A 21,676-nucleotide genomic window follows, 5' to 3' on the forward strand; every position below is an offset into this window, starting at 1 on the left:
TCGCCAGGAGAAAAGAAAAAAGGTTCGTCCTCGGCGATGACTTCCGAGAGTGCGGGCGGTCTACCCCATGACCGTTCCACCCCGGAGGAGAGAACCATGGCCGAGACCGAGACCCGCACCCTGGAGACCGTCGGCGCGACCCTGCGCTACGACGTGCGTCCCGGCACCGGGCCCGACGAGCGACCCCTGCTGCTGATCGGCTCCCCCATGGACGCGAGCGGTTTCACCACGCTCGCCTCCCACTTCGCCGACCGGACCGTCGTGACGTACGACCCGCGCGGAGTGGGCCGCAGCGAGCGCACCGACGGCGCCGCGGAGACGCTCCCCGAGGAGCACGCCGACGACCTGGCCCGGCTGATCGAGGCGCTCGGCGCCGGCTCCGTGGACGTCTTCGCCAGCAGCGGCGGCGCCGTCAACGCCCTCGCCCTGGTGGCCCGCCGCGGCGACCTCGTGCACACCCTCGTCGCGCACGAGCCGCCGACCGCCCAGGTCGTCCCGGACCGGGAGGCGGCCCTCGGGGTCTGCGCCGACGTCCACGCGACCTATCTGCGGGAGGGCTGGGGGCCCGCGATGGCCAAGTTCCTGGCGCTGACGATGCGGACGGGCGAGATCCCGGCGGACTGGGCCGAGGAGCCCGCGCCCGACCCGGCCGCGTTCGGCCTGCCGGCCGAGGACGACGGCTCGCGCGGCGACCCGCTGCTCGGGCAGAACATGCGCGGCTGCACCTCCTACCGCCCCGACTTCACCGCCCTGCGCGCCGCGCCGACCCGGATCGTCGTCGCCGCGGGGAAGGAGTCCGAGGGGACGTTCGCCGCGCGCGCCGCCGTCGCCATCGCCGAGGGACTCGGCAGCCCGCTCGCCGTCTTCCCGAGCCACCACGGCGGCTTCCTGGGCGGCGAGTTCGGACAGCACGGCGCCCCGGCGGAGTTCGCCGAGGCCCTGCGCGCCGCCCTGGACGGCGAGCGGGTCTGAGGCGTTCCTCCGGAGAAGGGAAAGGGAGCGGGCCGGCGGCGCGGCGATTGCATTGTTCTAGCGGAGTACGAACAAGTTGTTCTATGGTGGTGCGAACAAGGGAGGTCCCGTGAACCGTTCCGCACCCCGTCTCCGCGCGCTCGCCGCGCTCCCCTTCGCCCTCGCCCTCGCCGTCCACCTGGCGCTCCTCGCCCTCTCGTACGACCGGCTGCCCGACCCCCTCGCCACCCACTTCGGCCCCGACGGCGGCCGTGCCGACGGCTTCACCGGCCGCACCGCCTTCACCGCCGTCAGCACCGGCCTGCTCCTCGTGCTCGGCGCCGGCTGGACCCACCTGGCCCGCCGCGGCTCCCTCTGGGGCGCCTGGGCGACCGCCGGCTTCACCGGCGCCCTGCTCGTCCTCCTCGTACGGGACAACCTGGACGCCGCCGACCCGGCGCGGGTCGAGTCCCCCCTCACCAACCTCCTGGTCGCGGTGGCGACCGGCGCCCTGCTCGCCCTCGTGGGCCGGGGGCTGACCCGGCTCGTCCCCCGCGAGGAACCGGCCGAGGGCCCCGGCCTGCCCGACGCCCCCCGGCTCCCGCTCGGCGCGAGCGAGGTCGCCGGCTGGACCCGCGCCACCGCCTCCCGGCCGCTCACCGCCCTCGCGGTGCTCGCCCTCGCCGCCACCCCGGCCGTCCTGCTCCTCGCGCCCTGGCCGGCCGCCCTGCTCGGCCTCCTCGGCCTCGTCATCGGCCTCCCGGGGCTCGCCCTCGCCCGGGTCAGGGTCACCGTCGACCGGCGCGGCGTCACCGTGCGCCCCGCGCTGGCCTCCCGGCCCCGCACCCGGATCCCGCTCGACGAGGTCGCGGGCGCGAGCGTCCGGGACCTCGACACGGCGGCCGTCCTCGCCGAGTTCGGCGGCTGGGGCTACCGGGTCCGGGCCCACCGCACGGGCGTGATCGTCCGAAGCGGCGAGACCCTCGTCGTGCGGCGGTCCGGCGGCCGCGAGTTCGCCGTCACCGTGCCCGACGCGCGGACCGCCGCCGCCCTTCTCAACACGCTCGCCGAGCGGCATGGGAAGGTCTGACCGTGCTCTTCCGTGTCGACCCGGCCTCCGCCGTGCCCCTCGGCGACCAGATCGCCGCCTGCGTCCGGGGCGCCCTCGCCGACGGCTCGGCGGCCCCCGGCGAGCGGCTCCCGGCCGCCCGGGAACTCGCCGACTCCCTCGGCGTCAACGTCCACACCGTCCTCCGCGGCTACCAGCGGCTCCGCGAGGAGGGCCTGATCGAACTCCGCCGGGGCCGGGGCGCCCTGATCGTCCCCGGCGCCACCGCCCCCGACCGCGCCCGCCTCGTCTCCCGCCTCCGCGAGGCGGCGGCCGAGGCCCGCGAACTGGGCCTCACGGACGAGGAGTTCCTGTCCCTGGCCCGCACGAGCCTCGGCTAGGTCCGGTCCCCGGCGCGAGCCTCGACCAGGACCTGTCCTCCGTACGGGCCGTCCTCCGTACGGGCTGCCTTGCGTACGGGCTGCCTTGCGTACGGGCCGTCCTCCGTACAGGACTCGGCCGGGTGCCGCGCCCGCCCCCTCAGGCGTTCAGGACAGCTCGCGGACCGGCGCCCCCGCCAGGAAGGCCTCGACGTCCTCGACCGCCTGACCGAAGTAGCGCCCGTAGTTCCCCTCCGTCACATAGCCCAGATGGGGAAGGGCCAGGACGTTCGGCAGCGTCCGCAGCGGGTCGTCGGCGGGCAGCGGCTCCGTCTCGTACACGTCGAGGCCCGCCCCCGCGATCCAGCCCTCGCGCAGCGCCCGCAGCAGCGCCCCGCCGTCGACGAGACCCGCGCGCGAGGTGTTGACGAGGTACGCGGACGGGCGCATCGCCCGCAGCTCCGGCTCCCCGACCAGGCCCCGGGTGCGGTCCGACAGCACCATGTGCAGTGAGACGAAGTCGCCGCCGGCGAACAGGTCCCGCTTGTCCTTCGCGAGCCGGGCGCCGTGCTCGGCGGCCCGCTCCTCCGTCAGGTTCGGGCTCCAGGCGGTCACCTCCATGCCGAAGGCGAGACCGATCCGGGCCACCCGGGCGCCGATCTTGCCGAGGCCGACGAGGCCGAGCGTCCGGCCGGAGAGGTCGGCGCCGACGGTCGACTGCCACGGCCCGCCCTCGCGCAGGGCCCGCGCCTCCGCCGGCACGTGCCGGGCGAGGCCCAGGAGGAGGGCCCAGGTCAGTTCGGTGGGCGGCTCGGAGCTGCTGGCGGTGCCGCAGACGGTGACGCCCCGCGCCCGGCAGGCCGCCAGGTCGATCGAGGCGTTGCGCATCCCGGAGGTGATCAGGAGCCGCAGCCGGGGGAGCCGGGCGAGGAGTCCGGCGTCGACCGGGGTCCGCTCGCGCATGACGACGAGGATCTCGCAGTCCTCGACGGCGGCGACGAGCGCGTCCCGGTCGGTGAGGTGCTCGCGCAGCACGCGGACGTCCACGCGGTCCGCGAGCGGGCTCCAGTCGGCGGAGGAGAGGGCGACGCCCTGGTAGTCGTCGAGTACGGCGCAGCGCAGCTTCATGACCGCATGATCGCCGATCGGATCCGCGCCCCCGGCCCGTATGCCACGCCCCGGGCGACAAGGACACCCGCCTCGCGGAGAATTTTCCCGAATTGTTCCTTTCGGGAAGGCTGGTGTCATGGACGCTGCCGGTGCCAGTGACGACGAACTCGCGGTGCTCCGGGCCCGGGTGGCCGCACTGGAAGCGGACAAGGCGTCCGCCCGGCCGCCCCACCACCGCATCCGCTCCTTCTTCGCCGCCCTGCTCATCGTCATCGGCTGCGTCCTCGTCCCGCTGGGCCTCGTGGCTTCCTGGACCTCGGACATCGTCGGCGACACCGACCGGTACGTGCAGACGGTCAAGCCGCTCGCCTCGGACCCGGACGTCCAGGCGGCCGTCGCCAACCGGGTGACGAACGCGGTCATGGAACACATCGACCTGCCCTCCCTCCTGGAGGGCGTCGCCCCCGACCAGCGGCCGCTGGCGGCGAAGGCCCTCGGCAAACTGGGCGGCTCCCTGCAGAGCGCGGTCGCCAGCTTCGTCCACGACCGGGCGCAGGACATCGTCGCCTCACCGGAGTTCGAGACGATCTGGACCAACGCCAACCGGGCGATCCACACCTCCCTCGACCGGGCCCTGACCGGCAGCGACGAGGGCGCCGTGAAGATCGAGACGAACACCGTCACCATCGACCTGGCGCCCGTGATCGAACGCGTGAAGGAGCGGCTCGTGGCGTCCGGGTTCGACGTCGCGGCCAAGATCCCCGAGATCCACACCGACTTCACGGTGGTCAAGTCGGACGACATCGGCAAGGTGAAGACCGCGTTCTCGCTGCTCCAGGCCATGGGCATGTGGCTGCCGGTGATCGCCGTCCTGCTCGTCGCCGGCGGTGTGCTCCTCGCCGTGCACCGGCGCCGCACCCTGGTCGCGGCGGCCCTCGGCGTCGCCGTGGCGGCGATCGTCCTCGGCGTCGGCCTCACCGTCTTCCGCACGGTCTACCTGAACGCCCTGCCCGCCACCGTCTCCCCGGCCGCCGCGGGCTCCGTCTACGACGCCCTGGTCCGCTTCCTCCGCACCTCGGTCCGGGTCTTCGCGACCCTCGGCATCCTGATCGCCCTCGCCGCCTGGCTCTCCGGCCCGAGCCGCCCCGCCGTCCTCGTCCGCCGCCTCTGGCGCTCCGGCATCACCGCGACCCGGTCCACCGCCGACCACGCGGGCATGCGCCTCGGCCCGGTGGGCCCGTTCGTCCACCGCCACCGCACCTGGATCACCTGGATCCTCGTCGTCGGGGCGGCCGCCGCCGTCGTGTTCTGGCCCCACCCCACCGCCTGGGTCGTCGTCGGCGTCGCCCTCGGCCTGCTCTTCGCCCTGGCGGTGCTGGCCTTCCTGGCGGAGGAGCCGGCCGGGGCGGAGACACCCCCGCGGGGCGCGCCTCAGGTCTGATCGCCCCGCGCCGGTACGAGCGCCGCGCCCGCGAGGAGCCCGACCGCGATCGCCGTGACGATCGTGACGAGGTCCATGAGGTCGTGGAAGCCGTGCAGGACGTGACCGCCCGCCAGGGAGGTGAGCGCCCGCAGGCCCAGCGAGCCGACGGTGAGGGTGAAGAACCCGCCCAGGAAGAGGACGAGCCGGGGCGGGCGCCCGGCCGGCCGGGACAGCAGGTCCGCCGCGACGGCGAGGGCCGTGGCGGCGACGAAGGTGCCGGCGACCTCCCCGACCAGGGCCGTGCCCGCCGCCTGCACGCCGAGCGACAGGTAGACCAGGGCGGTCACCCAGCCCGCGGCCCGCCACGGCACCCCGAAGGCGAGGACCAGGCCCACCGTGAAGACGGCCCAGCTCGCGACGAGCACCCACCGGGACAGGTCGGCGTCCTGCGCGGTGTCGAAGAGCGCCCCGGTCGGCGTGCCGGTGACGGCCACGCCGAGGAGCACGCCCACGTACAGCTGGAGGAGCAGGACCAGGGCGTAGACGAGGCGGACGGCGCCGGTCGTCAGGAAGCCGCCGACGAGTTCGGCGGCGGCCGCGCTGAGCAGGTCGCCGGGCACGAAGAAGAACAGCGCCGGAAGCATGATCAGCACCGGGCCGCCGTGGTCGTGGCCCGGCCGGAGCAGGCCCAGGGTCACGAGGGAGACCAGGACGGCGGCGAGCAGCGGCAGGACGCGGGCGAGGCGCGGCCGCCGGTCCGACAGGACGGTCAGGGTGGCGACCAGGGCGGCGAGGAGGACGGTGGTGCCGATCTCGTACCAGGTCGGCTGGACGGCCGGCGCGAACCCGACGGAGAACAGCACGATGCCCGCGCCACGGGCCCAGCGCGGCACCGTGGCCGGCAGGGTCTCGATCCGCCGCAGCCCGGCCGCCGCCTCGGGCAGGGCCGGCCGGGTGTCCCGTACGCGCTCGACGAACTCCTTGAGGGCGACCGCCCGGTCGAGCCGGGCGACGTCGGGGAAGGCGGTGACGGTCGAGGTGAGGGTGCGGTCCCCGACGGTCACGGAGAGCACGGCGCCGTCGGCGACGAGCACCGTCTCGGCCCGCGCGCCGTAGGCCCCGGCGACGCTCCGGACGCCCCGGGCGACCCCTTCGGCGCCCTCCCCGCTGAACGACAGCATGAACCGGGCCAGTTCACGCAGGAAGTCGTGGAGGGCGTCGAGCTCGGACTCGTGGGGTCCGCGTCTCACCGGCGGACGGTGTCGTCGGTCTCGAGGTCCTCCACCTCGTTCTGGAAGTCCTCGACCTTGTCCGGGCAGTAGACCTGGAGGACGATCCGCTCGGCCTCGACGGCCTTGGTGTCGGAGATGACGGGCCGCATCCCGGGCCCCGCGGCGCCGTTGGCCTGCTGGATCTTCCACAGCGCCGTCTTGAGGGCGTTGCCCGGCTCCTCGCAGACCTTGCCGCCGTCGGTGCCGAGCAGCCGCTCGACGGTGTCGGTGTCGGGGGAGGGGTATCCGGCCTTCACCAGCTCCTCCTGGAGCCGGTTGGCCTTGGAGAGCGTCTCGTTGCCCGTCTTCACGCTCTCGTAGCGGACGATGCCGGTGACGACGAGGCCGACGAGGATCACGATCGCGCCCCAGTAGATCCACTTGTGCTCGGAGGCGAAGCGGGTGGGACTCATGCCCGGTCTCCCTCGCTCGGAGTGTCGACGGCGGCGGTGCGCCAGTCCGGCTTGCGGAACTTCAGGAAGAGCCACGGGATCAGCAGGCCCAGGACGACCAGGCCGCCGCCGATGAAGAGGACGTACGACAGGACGCTGCTGCCGCCGAACTGGGAGGGCGGTACGAAGCCGATGGCGAGCGCCGCGAGCGAGGCGAGCAGGCCGACCGTGCACACCAGTCCCAGGGCGGGCACCCGGTAGCCGCGGGGGTGGTCGGGCTGGTTCTTCCGCAGCCGCATCGCGGCGGCGAACATCAGCAGGTACACGATGAGGTACACCTGCGTGGTGATCGTGGAGAAGATCCAGTAGACGCTCGACACGTTCGGGATGAGCGCGTACATCAGGGCGATGACCGAGGTCACGACGCCCTGGGTGACCAGGATGTTCTGCTGGATGCCGAACTTGTTGAGCTTCTGCAGGAACGGCGGCAGGTAGCCCTCGTTGCGGGAGATCTCCAGGAGGCCCTTGGACGGGCCGGCGAGCCAGGTCAGCATGCCCGCCAGGGAGGCGGAGATCAGCATGACGGCGGCGATCGGGGTCATCCAGCCGACATCGAAGTACGCGAAGAAGGCGTCGAAGGCCTGCATCACGCCGGCGGTCAGGCTGAGCTGATCGGCCGGCACGACCCAGCTGATGGCCAGGGCGGGCAGGATGAAGATCAGCAGGACGAGCCCCATCGCCAGGAACATGGACTTCGGGTACTCCTTCGCCGGGTCCTTCAGCGAGGAGACGTGGACCGCGTTCATCTCCATGCCGGAGTACGACAGGAAGTTGTTGACGATCAGGACCAGGCTGGCGAGGCCCGTCCACTGCGGCAGGAGGTGGCTCCCGTCCATGGGCGCGGCCGAGGGGTTGCCCTCGGCGAGGAAGACCATGCCGAGGACGACGAGCACCGTGCCGGGCACGAGCGTGCCGATGACCAGGCCCCAACTGGACAGGCCCGCGAGGGCCTTGGTGCCGCGCGAGGAGACCCAGACGCCGGTCCAGTACAGGACCATGATGACGATCGCGGTGTAGACGCCGTTCGAGGCGAGGGACGGGTCGATGACGTACGCGATGGTCGAGGCGACGAAGGCCAGCAGGCTCGGGTAGTAGAAGATCGTCATGGCGAACTGGCACCAGACCGCGAGGAATCCGAGCGGCTTGGACAGTCCCTCGGCGACCCAGCGGTAGACGCCGCCGCTCCAGCCGGAGGCGAGCTCCGCGGAGACCAAGGCGGTCGGCAGCAGGAACACGATCGCCGGGACGAGGTAGAGGAACACGCAGGCCAGGCCGTAGACGGCCATCGTGGGCGCGGCCCGCAGGCTCGCGACCGACGCGGTCGTCATCAGGGCGAGCGTCACCCAGGTCATGGTCGTGGGGGCGGAGGGCCGTGCGGCCGCCACCCGCGGGCGGGGCACTTCGGCCGGGGTTTCGATGCTGCTCAAGGAGCCCTCCCACACGTCGGATGATCACCTCACGCTCGGACGGCCGGGAGACCCCGGCAAGCGGGGGTCGGCCGTACGGGGGACGGAGCGCGCCTGTGCGGGGCGGTGCCTTCGGGGAGTGGTACCTGCGCGGGGTGGACCCTGCGCGAGGCCGTCCCTTCGTGGGGCGACTCCCGCGCGGGGGCCGTACTCGCGCGGGGCGGCCCCCGCGCGGAGCCCGACCCTTCGTGGGGCCCCGTCAGGGGGTACGGCCGAAGGAGCGGCGGTACGCGCGCGGGGGAACGCCCCGGCGGCGGACGAACGGGGCGCGGAGCACTGCCCCGAGGACATCACCCTCCTCGCGGGCGCCGACGAGGGCGTCGTCGCCTTCGTGGGCGACCTCTGGTGGCGGCCGAACGGCCCCGTCGAGGAACCGGTCTCCCCGGACCGGGCGGTGCTGCGCTCCTCGCGCCTCCGCGTCCTGGCCGCCGCCGACGTCATCGCCCCCGGCCACGGCCCCGCCTTCCCCGCGGACGACACCGCGCCGCACTGACGGCTCGTCACACTGCGATGTCACACGAACACCGCGAGCCACAGAGGCGCCGTGGTGCACCGGCTCCGCGCCACACGGGCACCGCACTGCCCCCGGGGCCTCCACCCCGCGGGCCCGCACCCCTAGAATCGACTTCCATGTCGATCCCTGACGAACTGCTCGTCGACGTCGCCGCCACCGTGGAATCCGGGCGGAGCAACCAGATGTCCCTGACCGTGGTCGCGGGGGGAGTGGTCATCACCGGGCGGCTGGCGCCCGAGGCCCTGTGGAGACAGCGCGTGTCGGAGGTCCTGACGGACTCGACCCGGCTGTCCGAGTTCTCCGGCGTCTTCGCCCCCGGCACGGGGGAGAAGGAGAAGGGCACGGAGTCCCCCACCCACCTCCACTTCCACCTCGCCCGCATCCTCCAGGGGACCGTGGGCATGCCCGAGACCGGCGGGATGTACCGCGTCGCCATCGCGGACGTCAGCGCCTGGACCGTGGGGGACTTCAGCTACTCCGACAGCTGACGGCTCCGACGGCTGACGGCCGGCTACTGCTTGACCCCCGACACCACGAGGAACGGCGGGTGTCCGGCCTCCGCCGGATCGTGGCCGAGGAGCGCCGACCGGTGGGTGAGGACGGGCTCGTGGACGTCCAGGTCGGTGAACCCGGCCTTGCCGAGCACGTCGAGGTACGTCTGGCACGGCCAGTGGTGGTCGACCGGCTCCAGCGGGGCCCCGCCGTCCGGGCGCTCCAGGCGCGACCGGCGCCGCTCGCCCTTGGTGTAGACGCGGCCGGGTTCGCCGCGGCGGAAGGTGGAGAACCGGATGCCCGTGGTGCGGGGGTTGGCGTCCAGTACGGCGAACCGGCCGCCGGGCCGCAGCACCCGGTGCGTCTCGGCGGCGATGTCGTGCAGGTCGTCGATGTCCCCGGTGGTGACGAAGACGAAGCAGGCCATGGCGGCGTCGACGGAGCCGTCGGCGAGGAAGCCGAGCCCGCCGTCGTCGGTGAGCCGGTAGTCGATCCTCGGGTGCGGGCGCCGCTCGCGGGCGATCTCCAGCATGGGGGGCGAGACGTCGACGGCCACCACGCGCGCGTCGGAGGCCTCGACGACGCGGGTGGCGACCTTGCCCGGCCCGCAGCCGTAGTCCAGGACCGTGCGGACGGCGCAGGAGCCGATGCCGAGGGCGTGGAAGACGGCCGGGTAGCCGATGAGCCGCTCGGGGAGGTCGTCGTAGGCGTCGAAGGCCTCGGCGTCGAGCCGGGCCGCACCGTCGGCGTCGAGCCGGTCCGCGGCGCTGATGTCGAGCCGGGCCGTGTCACCGGCGTCGAGCGGGCCTGCGTCGCCGAGGGCGCTGATCGGGTGCGAGGTCGTGCGAGGGGTCATGTGGGGCCTTCCGGTAATGATCCACTTCGTCCGGAACGTACTGGTCGGGGGAGCCGCGGGACAGGGCCTGGGCGTCCCGCTCACCCGGGTGGGTCAACGGTCCCGGCCACCGCCGGGCGCCCCGCCCGGCCCCGTGGGTTGATGAGAGGACTGTCGACGAGTCCGCTGATCGAAGGGGAAACTGTGGCGCTCCACGAGATGAAGGCCCCGAAGAGGGTCGCCGATGCGGTGACGGACGTGTTCGCCTCGGCCCTCAGCGAGCGCGTCCTGCCGAAGCACCGGATGCCGGAGGAGCCGAACCTCCCCTCGGTCGTCTACGCGATGCTCCACGACGAGCTGCTGCTCGACGGCAACGCGGCGCAGAACCTGGCGACGTTCTGCACGACGTGGACGGACGACGAGGTCCGCCGGCTGATGAACGAGTGCCTCGACAAGAACATGATCGACAAGGACGAGTACCCGCAGACCGCCGAGATCGAGTCGCGCTGCGTGAACATCCTGGCCGACCTGTGGAACGCCCCCGGGAGCGCGACCGGCGAGGGCACGGCGATCGGCTGCTCCACCACCGGCTCCAGCGAGGCCGCCATGCTCGGCGGCCTCGCCCTGAAGTGGCGGTGGCGGGAGCGGCGCCGGGCCGAGGGCAAGCCGGCCGACCGGCCGAACATCGTCGCCGGGCCCGTGCAGATCTGCTGGGACAAGTTCGCCCGCTACTTCGACGTGGAGCTGCGCCAGGTGCCGCTGGAGCCGGGCGCCACGGGCCTGCGCCCGCACCAGCTGAGGGAGTACGTCGACGAGAACACCATCGGGGTCGTCGCGATCCTCGGCGTCACCTACACCTGCGACTACGAGCCGGTCGCCGAGCTCGCCGCCGAACTCGACCGGATCCAGCAGGAGACCGGCCTCGACGTCCCGATCCACGTCGACGCGGCGAGCGGCGGCTTCGTCGCGCCCTTCCTCCACGAGGACGTCGTCTGGGACTTCCGGCTGCCGAGGGTGTCCTCCATCAACGCCTCCGGCCACAAGTTCGGCCTCGCGCCCCTCGGCGTGGGCTGGGCGGTCTGGCGCACCGCCGACCTGCTGCCGGAGGACCTCGTCTTCCGGGTGAACTACCTGGGCGGCGACATGCCGACGTTCGCCCTGAACTTCTCCCGGCCCGGCGGAGAGATCGTCGCCCAGTACTACAACTTCCTGCGGTTGGGGCGGGTCGGTTACCGGCGCGTCCAGGAGGCCTGCGCGCTGACCGCCCAGTACCTCGCCGAACAGGTCGCGGCGATGGGCCCGTTCACCCTGCTCTACGACGGGCAGGGCGCGCTGCCCGCCGTCTCGTACACCCTCACCGACCCGGTGGGCGCGGGCTTCAGCCTGTACGACCTCTCCGACCAGCTCCGGATGCGCGGCTGGCAGGTCCCCTCCTACCCGCTGCCCGCCGACCGGCAGGAGACCGTCATCCAGCGCGTCCTGATCCGCCACGGCATCGGCCGCGACGAGATCGACCTGCTGGCCCGGGACATCCGCCACTCCCTGGAGCGCCTGACGAAGGGCGTGCCGGCGGACGCGGACCGCGCGGGCTTCCACCACTGAGGGACTTCGTCCGACACCGGTCAGGATTCGAGAAGCGCGGAACCGGGGCCCGGAACTAGCGTGAAGGCCATGGACATCACCATTCACACCAGCGCCCTTCCGCACGACGACCCGGACGCCTCCCTGGCCTTCTACCGGGACGCCCTCGGCTTCGAGGTCCGCAGCGACGTCGGCCAGGGCCGGATGCGGTGGATCACGGTCGGCCCCGTGGGGCAGCCGGGCACGTCCATCCTCCTGGCGCCGCCGGCCGTCGACCCCGGCATCACCGAGGACGAGCGCCGGACCATCGCCGAGATGATGGCCAAGGGCACGTACGGCTGGATCCTGCTCGCCACCCCGAACCTCGACGCCGTCTTCGAGAAGGTCCGGGCCGCCGACGCCGAGGTCGTGCAGGAGCCGACGGAGCAGCCGTACGGCATCCGCGACTGCGCGTTCCGCGACCCGGCGGGCAACCTGATCCGCATCCAGGAAGTCCGCTAGATGTGCCGCCCGGGCTGGGCGCAGGCGCGCGTCGCGGACCGGCGCCTGCGCGACCTCACCCGCATGCGCCGCGTCCGCGACCGCATCGACCGTGAGTACGCGCGCCCGCTGGACGTCCTGGAACTGGCACGGGCCGCGAACCTGCCGCCGGCCCTCCTGAGCCGCCGGTTCCGCCTCGCGTACGGGGCCTCCCCGTACGACTACCTCCTGACCCGCCGCGCGGAACGCGCGAGGACGCTGCGGCTGTACGGCGCGCGGTCCTGACCACCGAACGACATCGAGGGGAAACCGCCATGACCGCGAACGACAAGTCCTACGACGGCTTCACGGACGAGGAACGGGACGCGATGAAGGAGCGCGCCAAGGAGCTGAAGGCGAAGACGCGGCGCGGGGCGAAGGCGGACACCGAGCCCGAGGTGCTCGCGAAGATCGCCGAGATGGAGGACGCGGACCGCGTCCTCGCCGAGCGCGTGCACGCCCTCGTCAAGGAGAACGCCCCGGCGCTCACCGCGAAGCTCTGGTACGGGATGCCCGCGTACGCCCGGGACGGCAAGGTCGTCTGCTTCTTCCAGAGTGCCCAGAAGTTCAAGTCCCGCTACGCCACGCTCGGTTTCAGCGACCAGGCCGCCCTCGACGAGGACACCCTGTGGCCCACCTCGTACGCCCTCACGGCCATGACCCCGGCCACGGAGAAGCGGATCGCGGCGCTCATCGCGCAGGCGGCGGGCTGACGGGCGCGGCGCTGTCCGCCGGGGTCGGCGCTGTTCGGCGGGTCCGGCCCTGTCCGCCGGGGCCGGCTCTGTCCGCCGCTGCCGGCCCCGTTCGCCGGGGTCGGTCCTATTCGCCCGCGTCGGCGAGCGCGGGGTAGTCGGTGTAGCCCTCCGCCCCGCCCACGTACATCAGACCCCTGTCCCGCAGCGGGTTGAGCGGTGCGCCGCGCCGGAGCCGTTCGACCAGGTCGGGGTTGGCGAGGAAGGCACGGCCGAGGGAGACCAGGTCCGCCCCCGCCGCCAGGAGCCGCTCGCCCTCCCGCCGGCCGCCGTCGGCGGGGAGGGGGCCGGGCCAGGGCAGCACGGGGTTGGCGATCAGGGTGCCCGCCCAGTGCTTGCGGATGTGCTGGAAGAGGGGCTGGTCCGGGTCGGCGAAGACGACGTGCAGATAGGCGAGTCCGGTGTCCGCGAGGGCGTCGACGAGCGCCGGGTAGACGCTCTCGACGTCGTCCTCGTGCATGCCGTTGGCGGTGACGCCGGGCGCGATCCGCAGGCCGACCCGCTCGGGGCCGACGGCCTCCGCGACGGCCCGCACCACCTCCACCACGAACCGGATGCGGTGGGCCGCCGGGCCGCCGTAGGCGTCGGTGCGGTGGTTGGTGCCGGAGGCCAGGAACTGGTGGAGGAGGTAGCCGTTCCCGCCGTGCACCTCCACGCCGGCGAATCCGGCGTCGACGGCCCGGCGCGCGGCGGCGGCGAAGTCGGCGACGGTGGTGCGGATGTCGTCGTGGCTCATCTCGACGGGCACGACGGCGGTCTGGTGCCCGTTCGGCGTGAAGATCGTGTCCGGGAGGGGCACCGGCGAGGGCGCGAGGGGGTGCAGGCCGCCGCTGTTGTCGGGGTGCCCGATCCGCCCGCCGTGCTGGATCTGGAGGAACATCCGGCCGCCCTCGGCTCGCACGGCGTCGGTGACGGCCCGCCAGCCGTCGACGTGCGCGTCGGTGTGGATGGCGGTGATGTTCGGGTACGTCTGCCCGACCGCGTTCGGCGTCGAGGCCTCGGCGACGATCAGGCCGGCGGAGGCGCGCTGCGCGTAGTACGCGGCCATGAGCGGGGTCGGAACGCCGTCGGCGTCGGCGCGGTTGCGGGTCATCGGCGCCATCACCAGGCGGTTGGGCAGGTCGAGGTCGCCGAGACGGAAGGGGTCGAAGACGGTGGTCATGGTGAACGTCCCATACGAAGAAGGAGGGTTGGGGATCCGTGGGGGTGTCACCACTCTCGGACGGACGCTCCGGCCGAACAAGATCGATCTCGTCTACGATCGGTGAGCTGGACTCACCGGTGCCGGTGAGCCGGACTCACCGACGAAGGCAGGGGGGCTCGTCGCGGTGGAGCGACACGAGATCGAGGTCTTCCTGGCGCTGGCCGAGGAGCTGCACTTCCGACGCACCTCGGAGCGGCTCGGTCTGGCCCAGGGACGCGTCAGCCAGACCATCAAGAAGCTCGAACGCCGCTTCGGGGTGCCGCTGTTCGAGCGCACCAGCCGGCACGTCGCCCTGACCGCGGTCGGGCAGCAGCTGCGGGACGACCTGCTCCCGGCCCAGGAACAGTTGCTGCGCGCCGTCGACCGCGCGATGGCGATGGGCCGGGGCATGACGGGCCTGCTCCGCGTCGGCTATTCGGGCTCGATGATCGCCGAGGCGCTGCTGGAGGTCGCCGAGGTGTTCCGCCGGCGCCACCCGGACTGCGAGGTCGAGATCCGGGAGGTGCAGCTCTACGACCCCTTCGGGCCGCTCAGGTCCGGTCAGCTCGACGTCCAGGTCACCGAGTTCCCGGTGGACGAACCCGACCTCACCGTCGGCCCCCTCGTCCTGTCCTCGCCCCGGGTGCTGATGGTCCCGGCCGGACACCCCTTCGCCCGCCGCGCGACCGTGTCCCTGGAGGACCTGGCGGAGGCGACGCTCATCGCCGTGGACGGGGAAGCCGTGCCGCCGTACTGGCTCGACCACCACTACCCCCGGTGGACGCCGGGGGGCGCGCCCGTCGCGCACGGCCCGGCCCCGACGTACTGGACGGAGGTCCTGAACCTCGTCGGTCTCGGCCGGGGCGTCTCGCCGGCCTGCGTGGACGCGGAGCGCTACTACGCCCGCCCCGACGTGGTCTGGGTCCCCTTCGACGACGCCCCGCCCATCGAGTACGGCTTCGTCTGGCCGACGGCCGGGGAGTGCGCCCGGGTCCGCGCCTTCGTGGACGCCTTCCGGACGCTGGGACGGGGGGTCAGCGCGGGGTCGTGAGCGCCGCGGGCTCCCAGGCGAACCCGTCGGGGTCGGTGAACGAGCCGTCGCCGCTGCCGCCGAGCACGATCCGGTGGGCACCGCTGCCGTCGACGGGGACGCCGACGTCCTTGGCGAGCCCCTTGCGGGGGTACAGGGCGAGCGTGACGCCGCTCCCGGAGCCCTCGGAGCCCCCGGGCGTCTCGGAACCGGCGAACTCCACGTACTTGCGGCCGAAGCTCTTCGCCACGGTGAGCCCCTGCCCGACGTAGAACTCCCTGGTGGCGGCCATGTCCGTCGTACCCAGGAGGAGCACGACCCGGTCGACCCGGCCGGTGGCGGGACCGGTGTCCTTCTTCTCCGAGGACGCGAACTTCCAGATCGTCCCGTCCGGGGCCCGCACGACGCCGCCGTAGCCCCAGAAGGACTTCGTGGCCGGCTTCAGGACGGTGGCCCCGGCGTCGACGGCGGCCTCGACGAGGGCACGGACGTCGGCCGGCCGCTCCACCGTGAGGGACACGGAGAAGCCGCGGAACCCGTCCGAGGGCTCGTCCGAGGCGGCGCGCAGCCGCACGTGGGCGCCGAGGCCGGAGGCGGCGTAGAAGGTCTCGGCGGCCGTCAGGTCGGTGACTTCGAGGGTGAGGTGCGTGAGTGAGGTCATGTCGACGACGCTAGTTCCGGGGGGCCGGCCGGTGCTTCTCGAATCCTGACCGATGCCCTCCGACGTCCTCCGACGCCCTTCCCGGGGGCCCTCATCGCAGGCGGTGGGCGTCGACCTCCTGGTCGAGCCGCCAGGTGGCTCCGCCGTCGGCCGAGCGCTCGTTGCGCCAGCGGAAGGCGTCGGCGCCGATGTCGGAGAAGGTCCAGCGGACGAGGTCGCGGCCGGTGGCGCGTTCCATGACGATCTCGTCGCCGACCCGGCGGGCGTACATGTGCACCAGGTCGCCGCGGGCGGTGCCGTGGAAGGTGAACCGCCACAGGCGCAGGCGCGGGTCCCAGACGCGTACGCACAGGCCGCATTCCTGGTCCGGGGCGCGTCCCCCCTCCGGAAGGTCCTCGTCCCCGGGCCACCGCCAGACGTCCAGGACCGCCCGGCCCTCCAGGGCGTAGCCGAACTCCCACGCGCCGGTGACGCGGCGGACCGGTGAGCCGTCGGCGGGGTGGTACGTGATCAGGGTCTTCCACCGCCCGGCCAGGCACCCGAACTGCTCGATCTCGGCGGCGTACGGGCCGGCGGGCCCGTCGGCGAGCAGCGTCTTCATACGGGCGTCTCCGTGGTCGTGAGCGGGGTCAGGGCGGTGCCGAGGCAGTCGACGAGGGGCGCGGCGTGGACGCCGTCCGGGTCGAGCTCGGGGTCGTAGACGGTGACGTCGAGGCCCACCACGCGGCCGGTGCGGACGAGGCCCGCGACGAGTGCGGCGAGCTGGGCGAGGTCCAGGCCGGGGCGGCCGGGGGAGTCCACGGCGGGCAGGACGCGCTCGTCGAGCACGTCGAGGTCGAGGTGGAGCCAGACGCGGTCGAGGCCGCGCGCCTCCAGGCGCCGGGCGACCCGCTCGCCCAGCTCGGCGATCCCGATCCGCAGGATCTCCCGGGCGGTGAAGCGGACGACCGGTGGCGTCTGCTCGTCCTCCCGGTCGCCGATCTGGATCACGTCCTCGTCGGGGACCAGGGGGCGGCCCACCCCGGGCCAGTGGGTGAGGAGGAGTTCGCCCCGGCCGGTGGCCAGGGCGAGGTCCATTCCGGCGGCCGACCCGAGGGACGTGCTCATGTCGTGGTTGCCGGGGTGCCGGAAGTCGCTGTGCCCGTCGAGGTGGACCAGGCCGCAGCGCCCTCGGTGCCGGGCGCCCAGGAGGCATCCGAGCAGGACGCTGCAGTCGCCGCCGACCACGACCGGGAACCGGGAGGCGGTCAGCGCGGCCCGTACCGCGTCGCCGAGCAGCAGCGTGTGCTCGCGGAGGGTCACGCCGTTGCGGACGCGGGTCGCGGGCTGCGGGTCGAACTCGTACGGCGGGCGGTCGAGTTCCACCACCCGGGCCGGCCGCAGCCGTTCCGCCAGGCCCGCCGCGAGGAGCGCGTCCGGGGCCCGCCAGGCGCCGGGCTCGTGCCCCGGCGCGGGGGGTCGCAGCCCGAGGTTCCAGGGGGCGGTGACGATCTCGACGGCGGTCATGAGCGCTCCTCGCGTCCGAACCGGACTCCGACCGGATTCCAACCGGATAACATCAGTACACTGGTTGGATCGACGGGGCAAGCCCGAGCAGGCGCACGAAAGGCGGCCGCACATGACGGGAACCACCAGGCCGCACCCCTTCCACCCCCGTGACCTGGTCGGCGGGCACCCCGTCATCGACCTCCTGAACACGGTCACGGCGCGGAACGCGGCGGACCCGGTCGACTGGCTCGACGCGTACCCCCGCCTGCTGGAATGGGCTGCCCTCACCGGCCACTTCACCCCCGTCGACCTCACGGCCCTGCGGCGGCTCGCCGCGTCCGATACCGCGCCCGAGACCGAGTCCGCGCCCGGGACCGAGACGTCCGCGCCCGAGACCGCGCCCGAGACCGAGTCCGCGCCCGGGACCGATTCCGAGAGCGGGCCCGCCCGGGCCGCACGCGCCCTGGCCCGCGTCCGCGAGCTGCGCGAGGCCCTCCACGACCTGATCGCGGCCCTCGCCCACGGAGCCCCGGCCCCCGCCGACGCGGTCGCCCGGGTGGAGGACCACTGGAAGGACGCGGTCGCCCACGCCGGCCTCGTCGTCGACGGGGCAACGCCCCGCCTCCGTACCACCGTCGAGGCGTCGGGCCTCGACCTCCTCCGCCACGAACTCGCCCTCCAGGCCCTCGACCTGCTCCGCGCGCTCCCGGCCGACCGCACACGCGTCTGCCCCGGCCGACGGTGCGGCTGGCTGTTCCTCGACACCTCCCGGGCCGGCCGCCGCCGCTGGTGCTCCATGGCCACCTGCGGCAACGCCGCCAAGGGCCGGACGCACTACGAGCGCAGGCGCGCCGGCGAAGGCCACGGCGCGCCCTGACGGATCCGGTCGTGCGGATCCGCACGACGAGGGCCCGGATCGTCGATCCGGGCCCTCGCCCCGGGGATTCGTCCGGGCCGTCCACACGTCCTGGGAGTTGCCGGGGTCACGGGCGGTGCCCGGGCAGTCGCCCCAGCGTTGGTCGTCGCCGCGGTCGCAGACGTACGCCTGCGTGCCTGCGGCGTAGAAGTCACCGACCGTCGTCCCGGGAAGTCGCCGCCCGCTTCCCCCGCCTGCGGTCCCGGATCGACGCCGCGGCCGTCACCGACTACGCCGGGGCGCCGGACGGCACGTCCGGCTTCGGACGCCGGTCCCTCCTCGACGGCCTGGCGGCCCGCCTGTGACGAGGAATCGGCCTGTGTGAGCGGGCAGTTGGGCAGTACCGTTGGCCCCATGACGACAAGATCCACTTCGGCCGACCGGACCGGGTCCGTGGCCCCGGCCCAGGCGCCGAGGCTCCAGGCCCGCAACTCCGCCGTTCTCTGGACCGCGACCGGCCGGTGCCGGGGGCACGAGGTCGTCCGGCGCCGCGGATTCGTCGCGGTCGACGGCGACGAGCGCGCCGGACTGCGGATCCTGATCCAGGAGCCGGACCTCGACCCGGGCGAGGTGGACGAGTTGAGCGAGCTGGTGCGCCGAGCCGCGGGCCCGGTGTACGCCGAGGATCCCTTCAGCTCGACCGACCTGAGCCACCTGGGCCTGCGCGACTGGCAGATGCCGGTCATGCTGCGCACGCCCGGACCCGTCGGGGAACCGGCGCTCGACGTGATCCGGGTACGGCGGCCCGAGGACCTCCAGGCCGCCGAGCGGATCGTGATCGAGGGCTTCGAACTGGACGGATTCACGCCCCACCGCCCCGGCGAACTGTTCCCGGCGACGCTGATCGAGCAGCCGGGCGTGGACGTGTTCCTCGCCCTGCACGACGGCGTGCCCGCGGGCGCCGCCGTCAGCGTCGTGGACGACGGGATCGGCAGCCACTACTGGGTCGGCACGTCGTCGGCGTTCCGGTCGCGCGGCGTGGGCCGGGCCGTCATGCTCGGCTCCCTCGCCCACCTGGCGGACCTGCCGGTCACCCTCACCGCCTCGAAACTGGGCAGGCCGCTGTACGAGTCGCTGGGCTACACCGTCGCGGCCCCCTCGACCTGGTGGGGCCCGCCGCTCCCGTGACACCGCCCCGAGCGACCGGCGGCGACCCAGTCGCCGGCTCAGCCGCCGGTCGGCCGGGGCATCCGGACGGGGCCGGCGGCGCGGGCCACCACGGGCGTCCCGTCGGCGCGCCGGGTGAGGAAGGCCGGCTCGCCGCCTTCGTACGGCGCGCCGATCATGACGGCCTCGCGAAGCCCGGTCGAACTCCCGCTGCCGCTGCCGGGCGGCCAGCCTGGCCCGGGCCGCCGCCCGGCCGGCGTCGTCAACTTCATCTGCCTCAGGCGGCGGTGGCCGATTAAAGTGGCACGATGTTCGAAGGAAAGCTGGTCAGACTGCGTGCGCTGCGCTGCGAGGACGCGGAGCATCACCTCCGGTGGCGCAACGACCCGGAGGTGGTGCGCTGGGCCACGGCCGGCGACCCGTGTTTCGGCCCGGTCACGGCGGAGGCGGTCGGTCTCGGCTTCGAGACCATGCTGCGCCTGAACCCGAGGGAGTCGGCCGTGTTCACGGTCGAGGACCTGGCGGGCGGAAGCGTGATCGGCATGGCCGACTACCGGGACCTGGACCCGTACGCGGGCGTGGCCACGCTGGGAGTCACCATCGGCGAGCGGGAGTTCTGGGGCCGCGGCCACGGCAGTGACGCGCTGCGGCTGCTCGTGGACCACCTGTTCGGCGCGTACGGTCTCAGCCGGCTGGAACTGGACACCTGGAGCGGCAACGAGCGCGCCGTGCGCGCCTTCACCGGGCTGGGCTTCCGGGAGGAGGGCCGCCGCCGGTCGGCCGTGCCACTGGACGGGAAGCGCTACGACAGCGTGCTCTTCGGAATGCTCCGCGAGGAGTGGACGGGACCCCGCGCGACGGCGTAGACGGTCTCCGGGGGCCGCCCCCGGACACCCCCGCGAGGGTGCGGGCCCTCATGGCACGGCCGGGCGCTCGCCGAAGACCGGCCGCCGCCAGAGGGAAGAAGGGCTTGAAACGCGGGGCCGGGAGGACCGGGTAACGTCTTTGTCATGTTCTTCCAGGCGCCGATCCACGGGTGAGAGCGTGACGGGCCCCCGCCGACGCCTTGCGTCGCCGTGCCCGTCCCCACCGTGAATCCCCAGACCACTTCACATCACCACCGGGAGAACCCGTGACCGACAGCAAGAACATCAACAACCCCGTGGGTCAGGGCGGCGGCCAGCGCAAGAGGCTGTCCCGCGCCGAACGGCAGAACAACGGTCCGCACCGCAACCTCGACCGCCAGGGTGCCGCCGACCGGAAGGCGGAGCTGGTGCGCAAGATGCGGGAGAAGACTCACGCGTCGGAGGGCGCCGGGCAGACGGACGACGACACCGCACAGAACTGACACACCGCCGCCGCGGGGCGGCCTCTGGACGACGACGAAGGCCCGGGTCCCTGACCCGGGCCTTCGTCCACGAGCGGGAGGCCGCCCCGACCGACGTGTGATCCAGTGCACATCGACGGGAGCGATGACTCTCCTCCGCGTCGCCGGTCATACAGGCGAACGACATCGAAGCGAGGAAGGCCCTGCCATGACCGAGATGCTCACCGCACCCCGCCGCGTCCTCTCCGACGCGGCCGCGTCGCGGTCCGCCGCGCGCCGGCTCGTGACCGGCGGTGTGGTGGCGGGTCCGCTGTTCCTGGCGGCCGGACTCGCCCAGGGCTTCACGCGGGACGGCTTCGACTTCACGCGGAACGCGATCAGCCAGCTCGCCCTCGGCGAGGCGGGCTGGGTCCAGACGGCGGGCTTCGTGCTCACCGGCGCGCTGCTGATCGCCGGCGCGACCGGCCTGCGGCGGGTGCTGCGCGGTGGCCCCGGCGGGACGTGGGGTCCGGCGCTGGTCGGCGTGTTCGGCGTCTCCTTCTGGATCGCGGGCGCCTTCCCGGCCGACGCGGGGACCGGCTTTCCGGCCGGGGCGCCCGAGGCGACCGTGATGAGCGGGCACGGCGCCGTCCACATGTTCGGCGGGATGGTCGGCTACCTCGCCCTGTGCGCCGCGTTCGTCGTGCTGGCCCGTCCGCTCGCCGCCCGGGGCCTTCACCGCTGGGCGGTCGCGTCTCGCATCGTGCCCGTGGTCGTCCTCGCCGGTTTCATGGCCTCGGCCGCCTCCGTCCTGGCGTTCACCGTCGGCGCCGGCCTCGGCCTGCTGTGGCTGAGTGCGGTGACGGCCCGCCTGGCCGATGTCCCGGCCGACCGCTAACCGACCGCCGTCCTTCCGGCATCATCGACACGACCAAGATCATCACGATACGAAACGGGGTATCCATGACCGACGCAGTGAAGGGTCCCGCCAGCTACTTCCCGTCCATCGAGAAGAAGTACGGCCGCCCGATCGCCGAATGGAAGGGCCTCATCCGCTCCTCCCCGCTGACCAGGCACATGGAGCTGGTCAGCTGGCTCAAGTCCGAGCACGGCCTCGGCCACGGCCACGCCAACGCCCTCGTCGCCCACACCCTCGCCGAGGGCGACGGCAGGTGATCGGGCGGGGGCGCC

The 21,676-nt window shown here is 73.5% G+C and carries 26 protein-coding genes and 1 pseudogene; 17 read left to right on the forward strand and 10 right to left on the reverse strand.

The window, feature by feature from the left end:
- The first annotated feature begins 96 nt into the window (after window positions 1–96).
- The 3 genes from ACIGW4_RS04990 to ACIGW4_RS05000 all read left to right on the forward strand — a co-directional run bounded on the left by ACIGW4_RS04990 (window position 97) and on the right by ACIGW4_RS05000 (window position 2,400).
- Window positions 97–972, forward strand: coding sequence for an alpha/beta fold hydrolase (locus tag ACIGW4_RS04990; RefSeq protein WP_399578525.1), 876 nt, complete (start codon window positions 97–99; stop codon window positions 970–972).
- A gap of 109 nt (window positions 973–1,081) precedes the next feature.
- Window positions 1,082–2,041: a DUF1648 domain-containing protein gene (locus ACIGW4_RS04995; protein ID WP_399578527.1), complete on the forward strand. Its 960-nt coding sequence runs from the start codon at window positions 1,082–1,084 to the stop codon at window positions 2,039–2,041.
- Window positions 2,042–2,043: 2 nt separating this feature from the next.
- The gene (locus ACIGW4_RS05000; RefSeq protein ID WP_398708123.1) at window positions 2,044–2,400 is read left to right on the forward strand and encodes a GntR family transcriptional regulator; all 357 of its coding nucleotides are present in this window, start codon (window positions 2,044–2,046) and stop codon (window positions 2,398–2,400) included.
- A 147-nt stretch (window positions 2,401–2,547) separates the two neighbouring features.
- On the opposite strand, the gene ACIGW4_RS05005 is transcribed toward ACIGW4_RS05000, so the two are convergent.
- Window positions 2,548–3,507, reverse strand: coding sequence for a D-2-hydroxyacid dehydrogenase family protein (locus ACIGW4_RS05005; protein ID WP_398708125.1), 960 nt, complete (start codon window positions 3,505–3,507; stop codon window positions 2,548–2,550).
- Between the two features lie 118 nt (window positions 3,508–3,625).
- On the opposite strand from ACIGW4_RS05005, the gene ACIGW4_RS05010 reads away from it, so the two are divergent.
- Entirely contained in the window at window positions 3,626–4,930 is a 1,305-nt protein-coding gene (locus tag ACIGW4_RS05010; RefSeq protein ID WP_398708126.1) for a hypothetical protein, read from the forward strand.
- Here ACIGW4_RS05010 and ACIGW4_RS05015 read toward each other — a convergent pair.
- Genes ACIGW4_RS05015 through ACIGW4_RS05025 form a run of 3 tightly spaced genes read right to left on the reverse strand, consistent with a single transcriptional unit; the run spans window position 4,921 to window position 7,987 of the window.
- Window positions 4,921–6,162, reverse strand: coding sequence for a threonine/serine exporter ThrE family protein (locus ACIGW4_RS05015; RefSeq protein ID WP_399578529.1), 1,242 nt, complete (start codon window positions 6,160–6,162; stop codon window positions 4,921–4,923). The two genes, ACIGW4_RS05010 and ACIGW4_RS05015, sit on opposite strands and share 10 nt — an antisense overlap.
- Window positions 6,159–6,596 carry a hypothetical protein gene (locus tag ACIGW4_RS05020; RefSeq protein WP_123453346.1) on the reverse strand — a complete coding sequence of 146 codons (438 nt, stop codon included), beginning with the start codon at window positions 6,594–6,596 and terminating at the stop codon, window positions 6,159–6,161. The genes ACIGW4_RS05015 and ACIGW4_RS05020 overlap by 4 nt, the downstream gene beginning before the upstream one ends.
- Window positions 6,593–7,987 carry an APC family permease gene (locus ACIGW4_RS05025; RefSeq protein ID WP_399578688.1) on the reverse strand — a complete coding sequence of 465 codons (1,395 nt, stop codon included), beginning with the start codon at window positions 7,985–7,987 and terminating at the stop codon, window positions 6,593–6,595. Before ACIGW4_RS05025 ends, ACIGW4_RS05020 begins: the two co-directional genes overlap by 4 nt.
- A gap of 388 nt (window positions 7,988–8,375) precedes the next feature.
- Here ACIGW4_RS05025 and ACIGW4_RS05030 point away from each other — a divergent pair.
- Window positions 8,376–8,594 (forward strand): annotated as a pseudogene (locus ACIGW4_RS05030) (MBL fold metallo-hydrolase); the annotation flags it as partial.
- A gap of 137 nt (window positions 8,595–8,731) precedes the next feature.
- Window positions 8,732–9,103 carry a hypothetical protein gene (locus ACIGW4_RS05035; RefSeq protein WP_123453345.1) on the forward strand — a complete coding sequence of 124 codons (372 nt, stop codon included), beginning with the start codon at window positions 8,732–8,734 and terminating at the stop codon, window positions 9,101–9,103.
- Window positions 9,104–9,126: 23 nt separating this feature from the next.
- Here ACIGW4_RS05035 and ACIGW4_RS05040 read toward each other — a convergent pair whose 3' ends face one another.
- Complete coding sequence (locus ACIGW4_RS05040; protein WP_399578532.1) at window positions 9,127–9,963, reverse strand: class I SAM-dependent methyltransferase; 837 nt, start codon at window positions 9,961–9,963, stop codon at window positions 9,127–9,129.
- A 183-nt stretch (window positions 9,964–10,146) separates the two neighbouring features.
- On the opposite strand from ACIGW4_RS05040, the gene ACIGW4_RS05045 reads away from it, so the two are divergent.
- The 4 genes from ACIGW4_RS05045 to ACIGW4_RS05060 all read left to right on the forward strand — a co-directional run bounded on the left by ACIGW4_RS05045 (window position 10,147) and on the right by ACIGW4_RS05060 (window position 12,755).
- The gene (locus tag ACIGW4_RS05045; RefSeq protein ID WP_398708131.1) at window positions 10,147–11,544 is read left to right on the forward strand and encodes a glutamate decarboxylase; all 1,398 of its coding nucleotides are present in this window, start codon (window positions 10,147–10,149) and stop codon (window positions 11,542–11,544) included.
- Window positions 11,545–11,613: 69 nt separating this feature from the next.
- Window positions 11,614–12,024: a VOC family protein gene (locus tag ACIGW4_RS05050; RefSeq protein ID WP_123457366.1), complete on the forward strand. Its 411-nt coding sequence runs from the start codon at window positions 11,614–11,616 to the stop codon at window positions 12,022–12,024.
- A complete protein-coding gene (locus ACIGW4_RS05055; protein ID WP_398708133.1) occupies window positions 12,025–12,288 on the forward strand; it encodes a hypothetical protein in 264 nt (87 codons plus the stop codon).
- Window positions 12,289–12,317: 29 nt separating this feature from the next.
- Complete coding sequence (locus tag ACIGW4_RS05060) at window positions 12,318–12,755, forward strand: iron chaperone (protein WP_123453341.1); 438 nt, start codon at window positions 12,318–12,320, stop codon at window positions 12,753–12,755.
- A 106-nt stretch (window positions 12,756–12,861) separates the two neighbouring features.
- Here the strand turns inward: ACIGW4_RS05060 and ACIGW4_RS05065 are convergent, their stop codons facing one another.
- Window positions 12,862–13,956: an alkene reductase gene (locus ACIGW4_RS05065; RefSeq protein WP_398708135.1), complete on the reverse strand. Its 1,095-nt coding sequence runs from the start codon at window positions 13,954–13,956 to the stop codon at window positions 12,862–12,864.
- A 166-nt stretch (window positions 13,957–14,122) separates the two neighbouring features.
- On the opposite strand from ACIGW4_RS05065, the gene ACIGW4_RS05070 reads away from it, so the two are divergent.
- Window positions 14,123–15,028, forward strand: a complete 906-nt coding sequence (locus ACIGW4_RS05070) for a LysR family transcriptional regulator (protein WP_398708137.1) — start codon at window positions 14,123–14,125, stop codon at window positions 15,026–15,028.
- On the opposite strand, the gene ACIGW4_RS05075 is transcribed toward ACIGW4_RS05070, so the two are convergent.
- The 3 genes from ACIGW4_RS05075 to ACIGW4_RS05085 form a co-directional block, all read right to left on the reverse strand.
- Window positions 15,012–15,668, reverse strand: a complete 657-nt coding sequence (locus ACIGW4_RS05075) for a VOC family protein (RefSeq protein WP_399578536.1) — start codon at window positions 15,666–15,668, stop codon at window positions 15,012–15,014. The two genes, ACIGW4_RS05070 and ACIGW4_RS05075, sit on opposite strands and share 17 nt — an antisense overlap.
- Before the next feature lie 91 nt (window positions 15,669–15,759).
- Complete coding sequence (locus tag ACIGW4_RS05080; protein ID WP_399578539.1) at window positions 15,760–16,269, reverse strand: hypothetical protein; 510 nt, start codon at window positions 16,267–16,269, stop codon at window positions 15,760–15,762.
- Entirely contained in the window at window positions 16,266–17,174 is a 909-nt protein-coding gene (locus ACIGW4_RS05085; RefSeq protein WP_399578543.1) for an arginase family protein, read from the reverse strand. The genes ACIGW4_RS05080 and ACIGW4_RS05085 overlap by 4 nt, the downstream gene beginning before the upstream one ends.
- Before the next feature lie 112 nt (window positions 17,175–17,286).
- Here ACIGW4_RS05085 and ACIGW4_RS05090 point away from each other — a divergent pair, with 112 nt between their 5' ends.
- Window positions 17,287–18,033, forward strand: a complete 747-nt coding sequence (locus tag ACIGW4_RS05090; protein WP_399578545.1) for a CGNR zinc finger domain-containing protein — start codon at window positions 17,287–17,289, stop codon at window positions 18,031–18,033.
- A gap of 393 nt (window positions 18,034–18,426) precedes the next feature.
- Window positions 18,427–19,200: a GNAT family N-acetyltransferase gene (locus ACIGW4_RS05095; protein ID WP_399578548.1), complete on the forward strand. Its 774-nt coding sequence runs from the start codon at window positions 18,427–18,429 to the stop codon at window positions 19,198–19,200.
- Window positions 19,201–19,238: 38 nt separating this feature from the next.
- On the opposite strand, the gene ACIGW4_RS05100 is transcribed toward ACIGW4_RS05095, so the two are convergent.
- Window positions 19,239–19,451, reverse strand: a complete 213-nt coding sequence (locus tag ACIGW4_RS05100; RefSeq protein ID WP_398708146.1) for a hypothetical protein — start codon at window positions 19,449–19,451, stop codon at window positions 19,239–19,241.
- A gap of 36 nt (window positions 19,452–19,487) precedes the next feature.
- Here ACIGW4_RS05100 and ACIGW4_RS05105 point away from each other — a divergent pair, with 36 nt between their 5' ends.
- The 4 genes from ACIGW4_RS05105 (at window position 19,488) to ACIGW4_RS05120 (ending at window position 21,661) form a co-directional block, all read left to right on the forward strand.
- The gene (locus ACIGW4_RS05105; protein ID WP_399578552.1) at window positions 19,488–20,045 is read left to right on the forward strand and encodes a GNAT family N-acetyltransferase; all 558 of its coding nucleotides are present in this window, start codon (window positions 19,488–19,490) and stop codon (window positions 20,043–20,045) included.
- Between the two features lie 266 nt (window positions 20,046–20,311).
- A complete protein-coding gene (locus tag ACIGW4_RS05110; protein WP_123453324.1) occupies window positions 20,312–20,527 on the forward strand; it encodes a DUF6243 family protein in 216 nt (71 codons plus the stop codon).
- Between the two features lie 187 nt (window positions 20,528–20,714).
- Window positions 20,715–21,383, forward strand: coding sequence for a DUF998 domain-containing protein (locus ACIGW4_RS05115; RefSeq protein ID WP_399578554.1), 669 nt, complete (start codon window positions 20,715–20,717; stop codon window positions 21,381–21,383).
- A gap of 65 nt (window positions 21,384–21,448) precedes the next feature.
- Window positions 21,449–21,661 carry a DUF4287 domain-containing protein gene (locus ACIGW4_RS05120; RefSeq protein ID WP_398708150.1) on the forward strand — a complete coding sequence of 71 codons (213 nt, stop codon included), beginning with the start codon at window positions 21,449–21,451 and terminating at the stop codon, window positions 21,659–21,661.
- Window positions 21,662–21,676: the final 15 nt, after the last annotated feature.

Origin of the sequence: Streptomyces sp. NPDC053513 (assembly GCF_044544765.1) — a bacterium.
GTDB classification, from domain to species: domain Bacteria; phylum Actinomycetota; class Actinomycetes; order Streptomycetales; family Streptomycetaceae; genus Streptomyces; species Streptomyces litmocidini.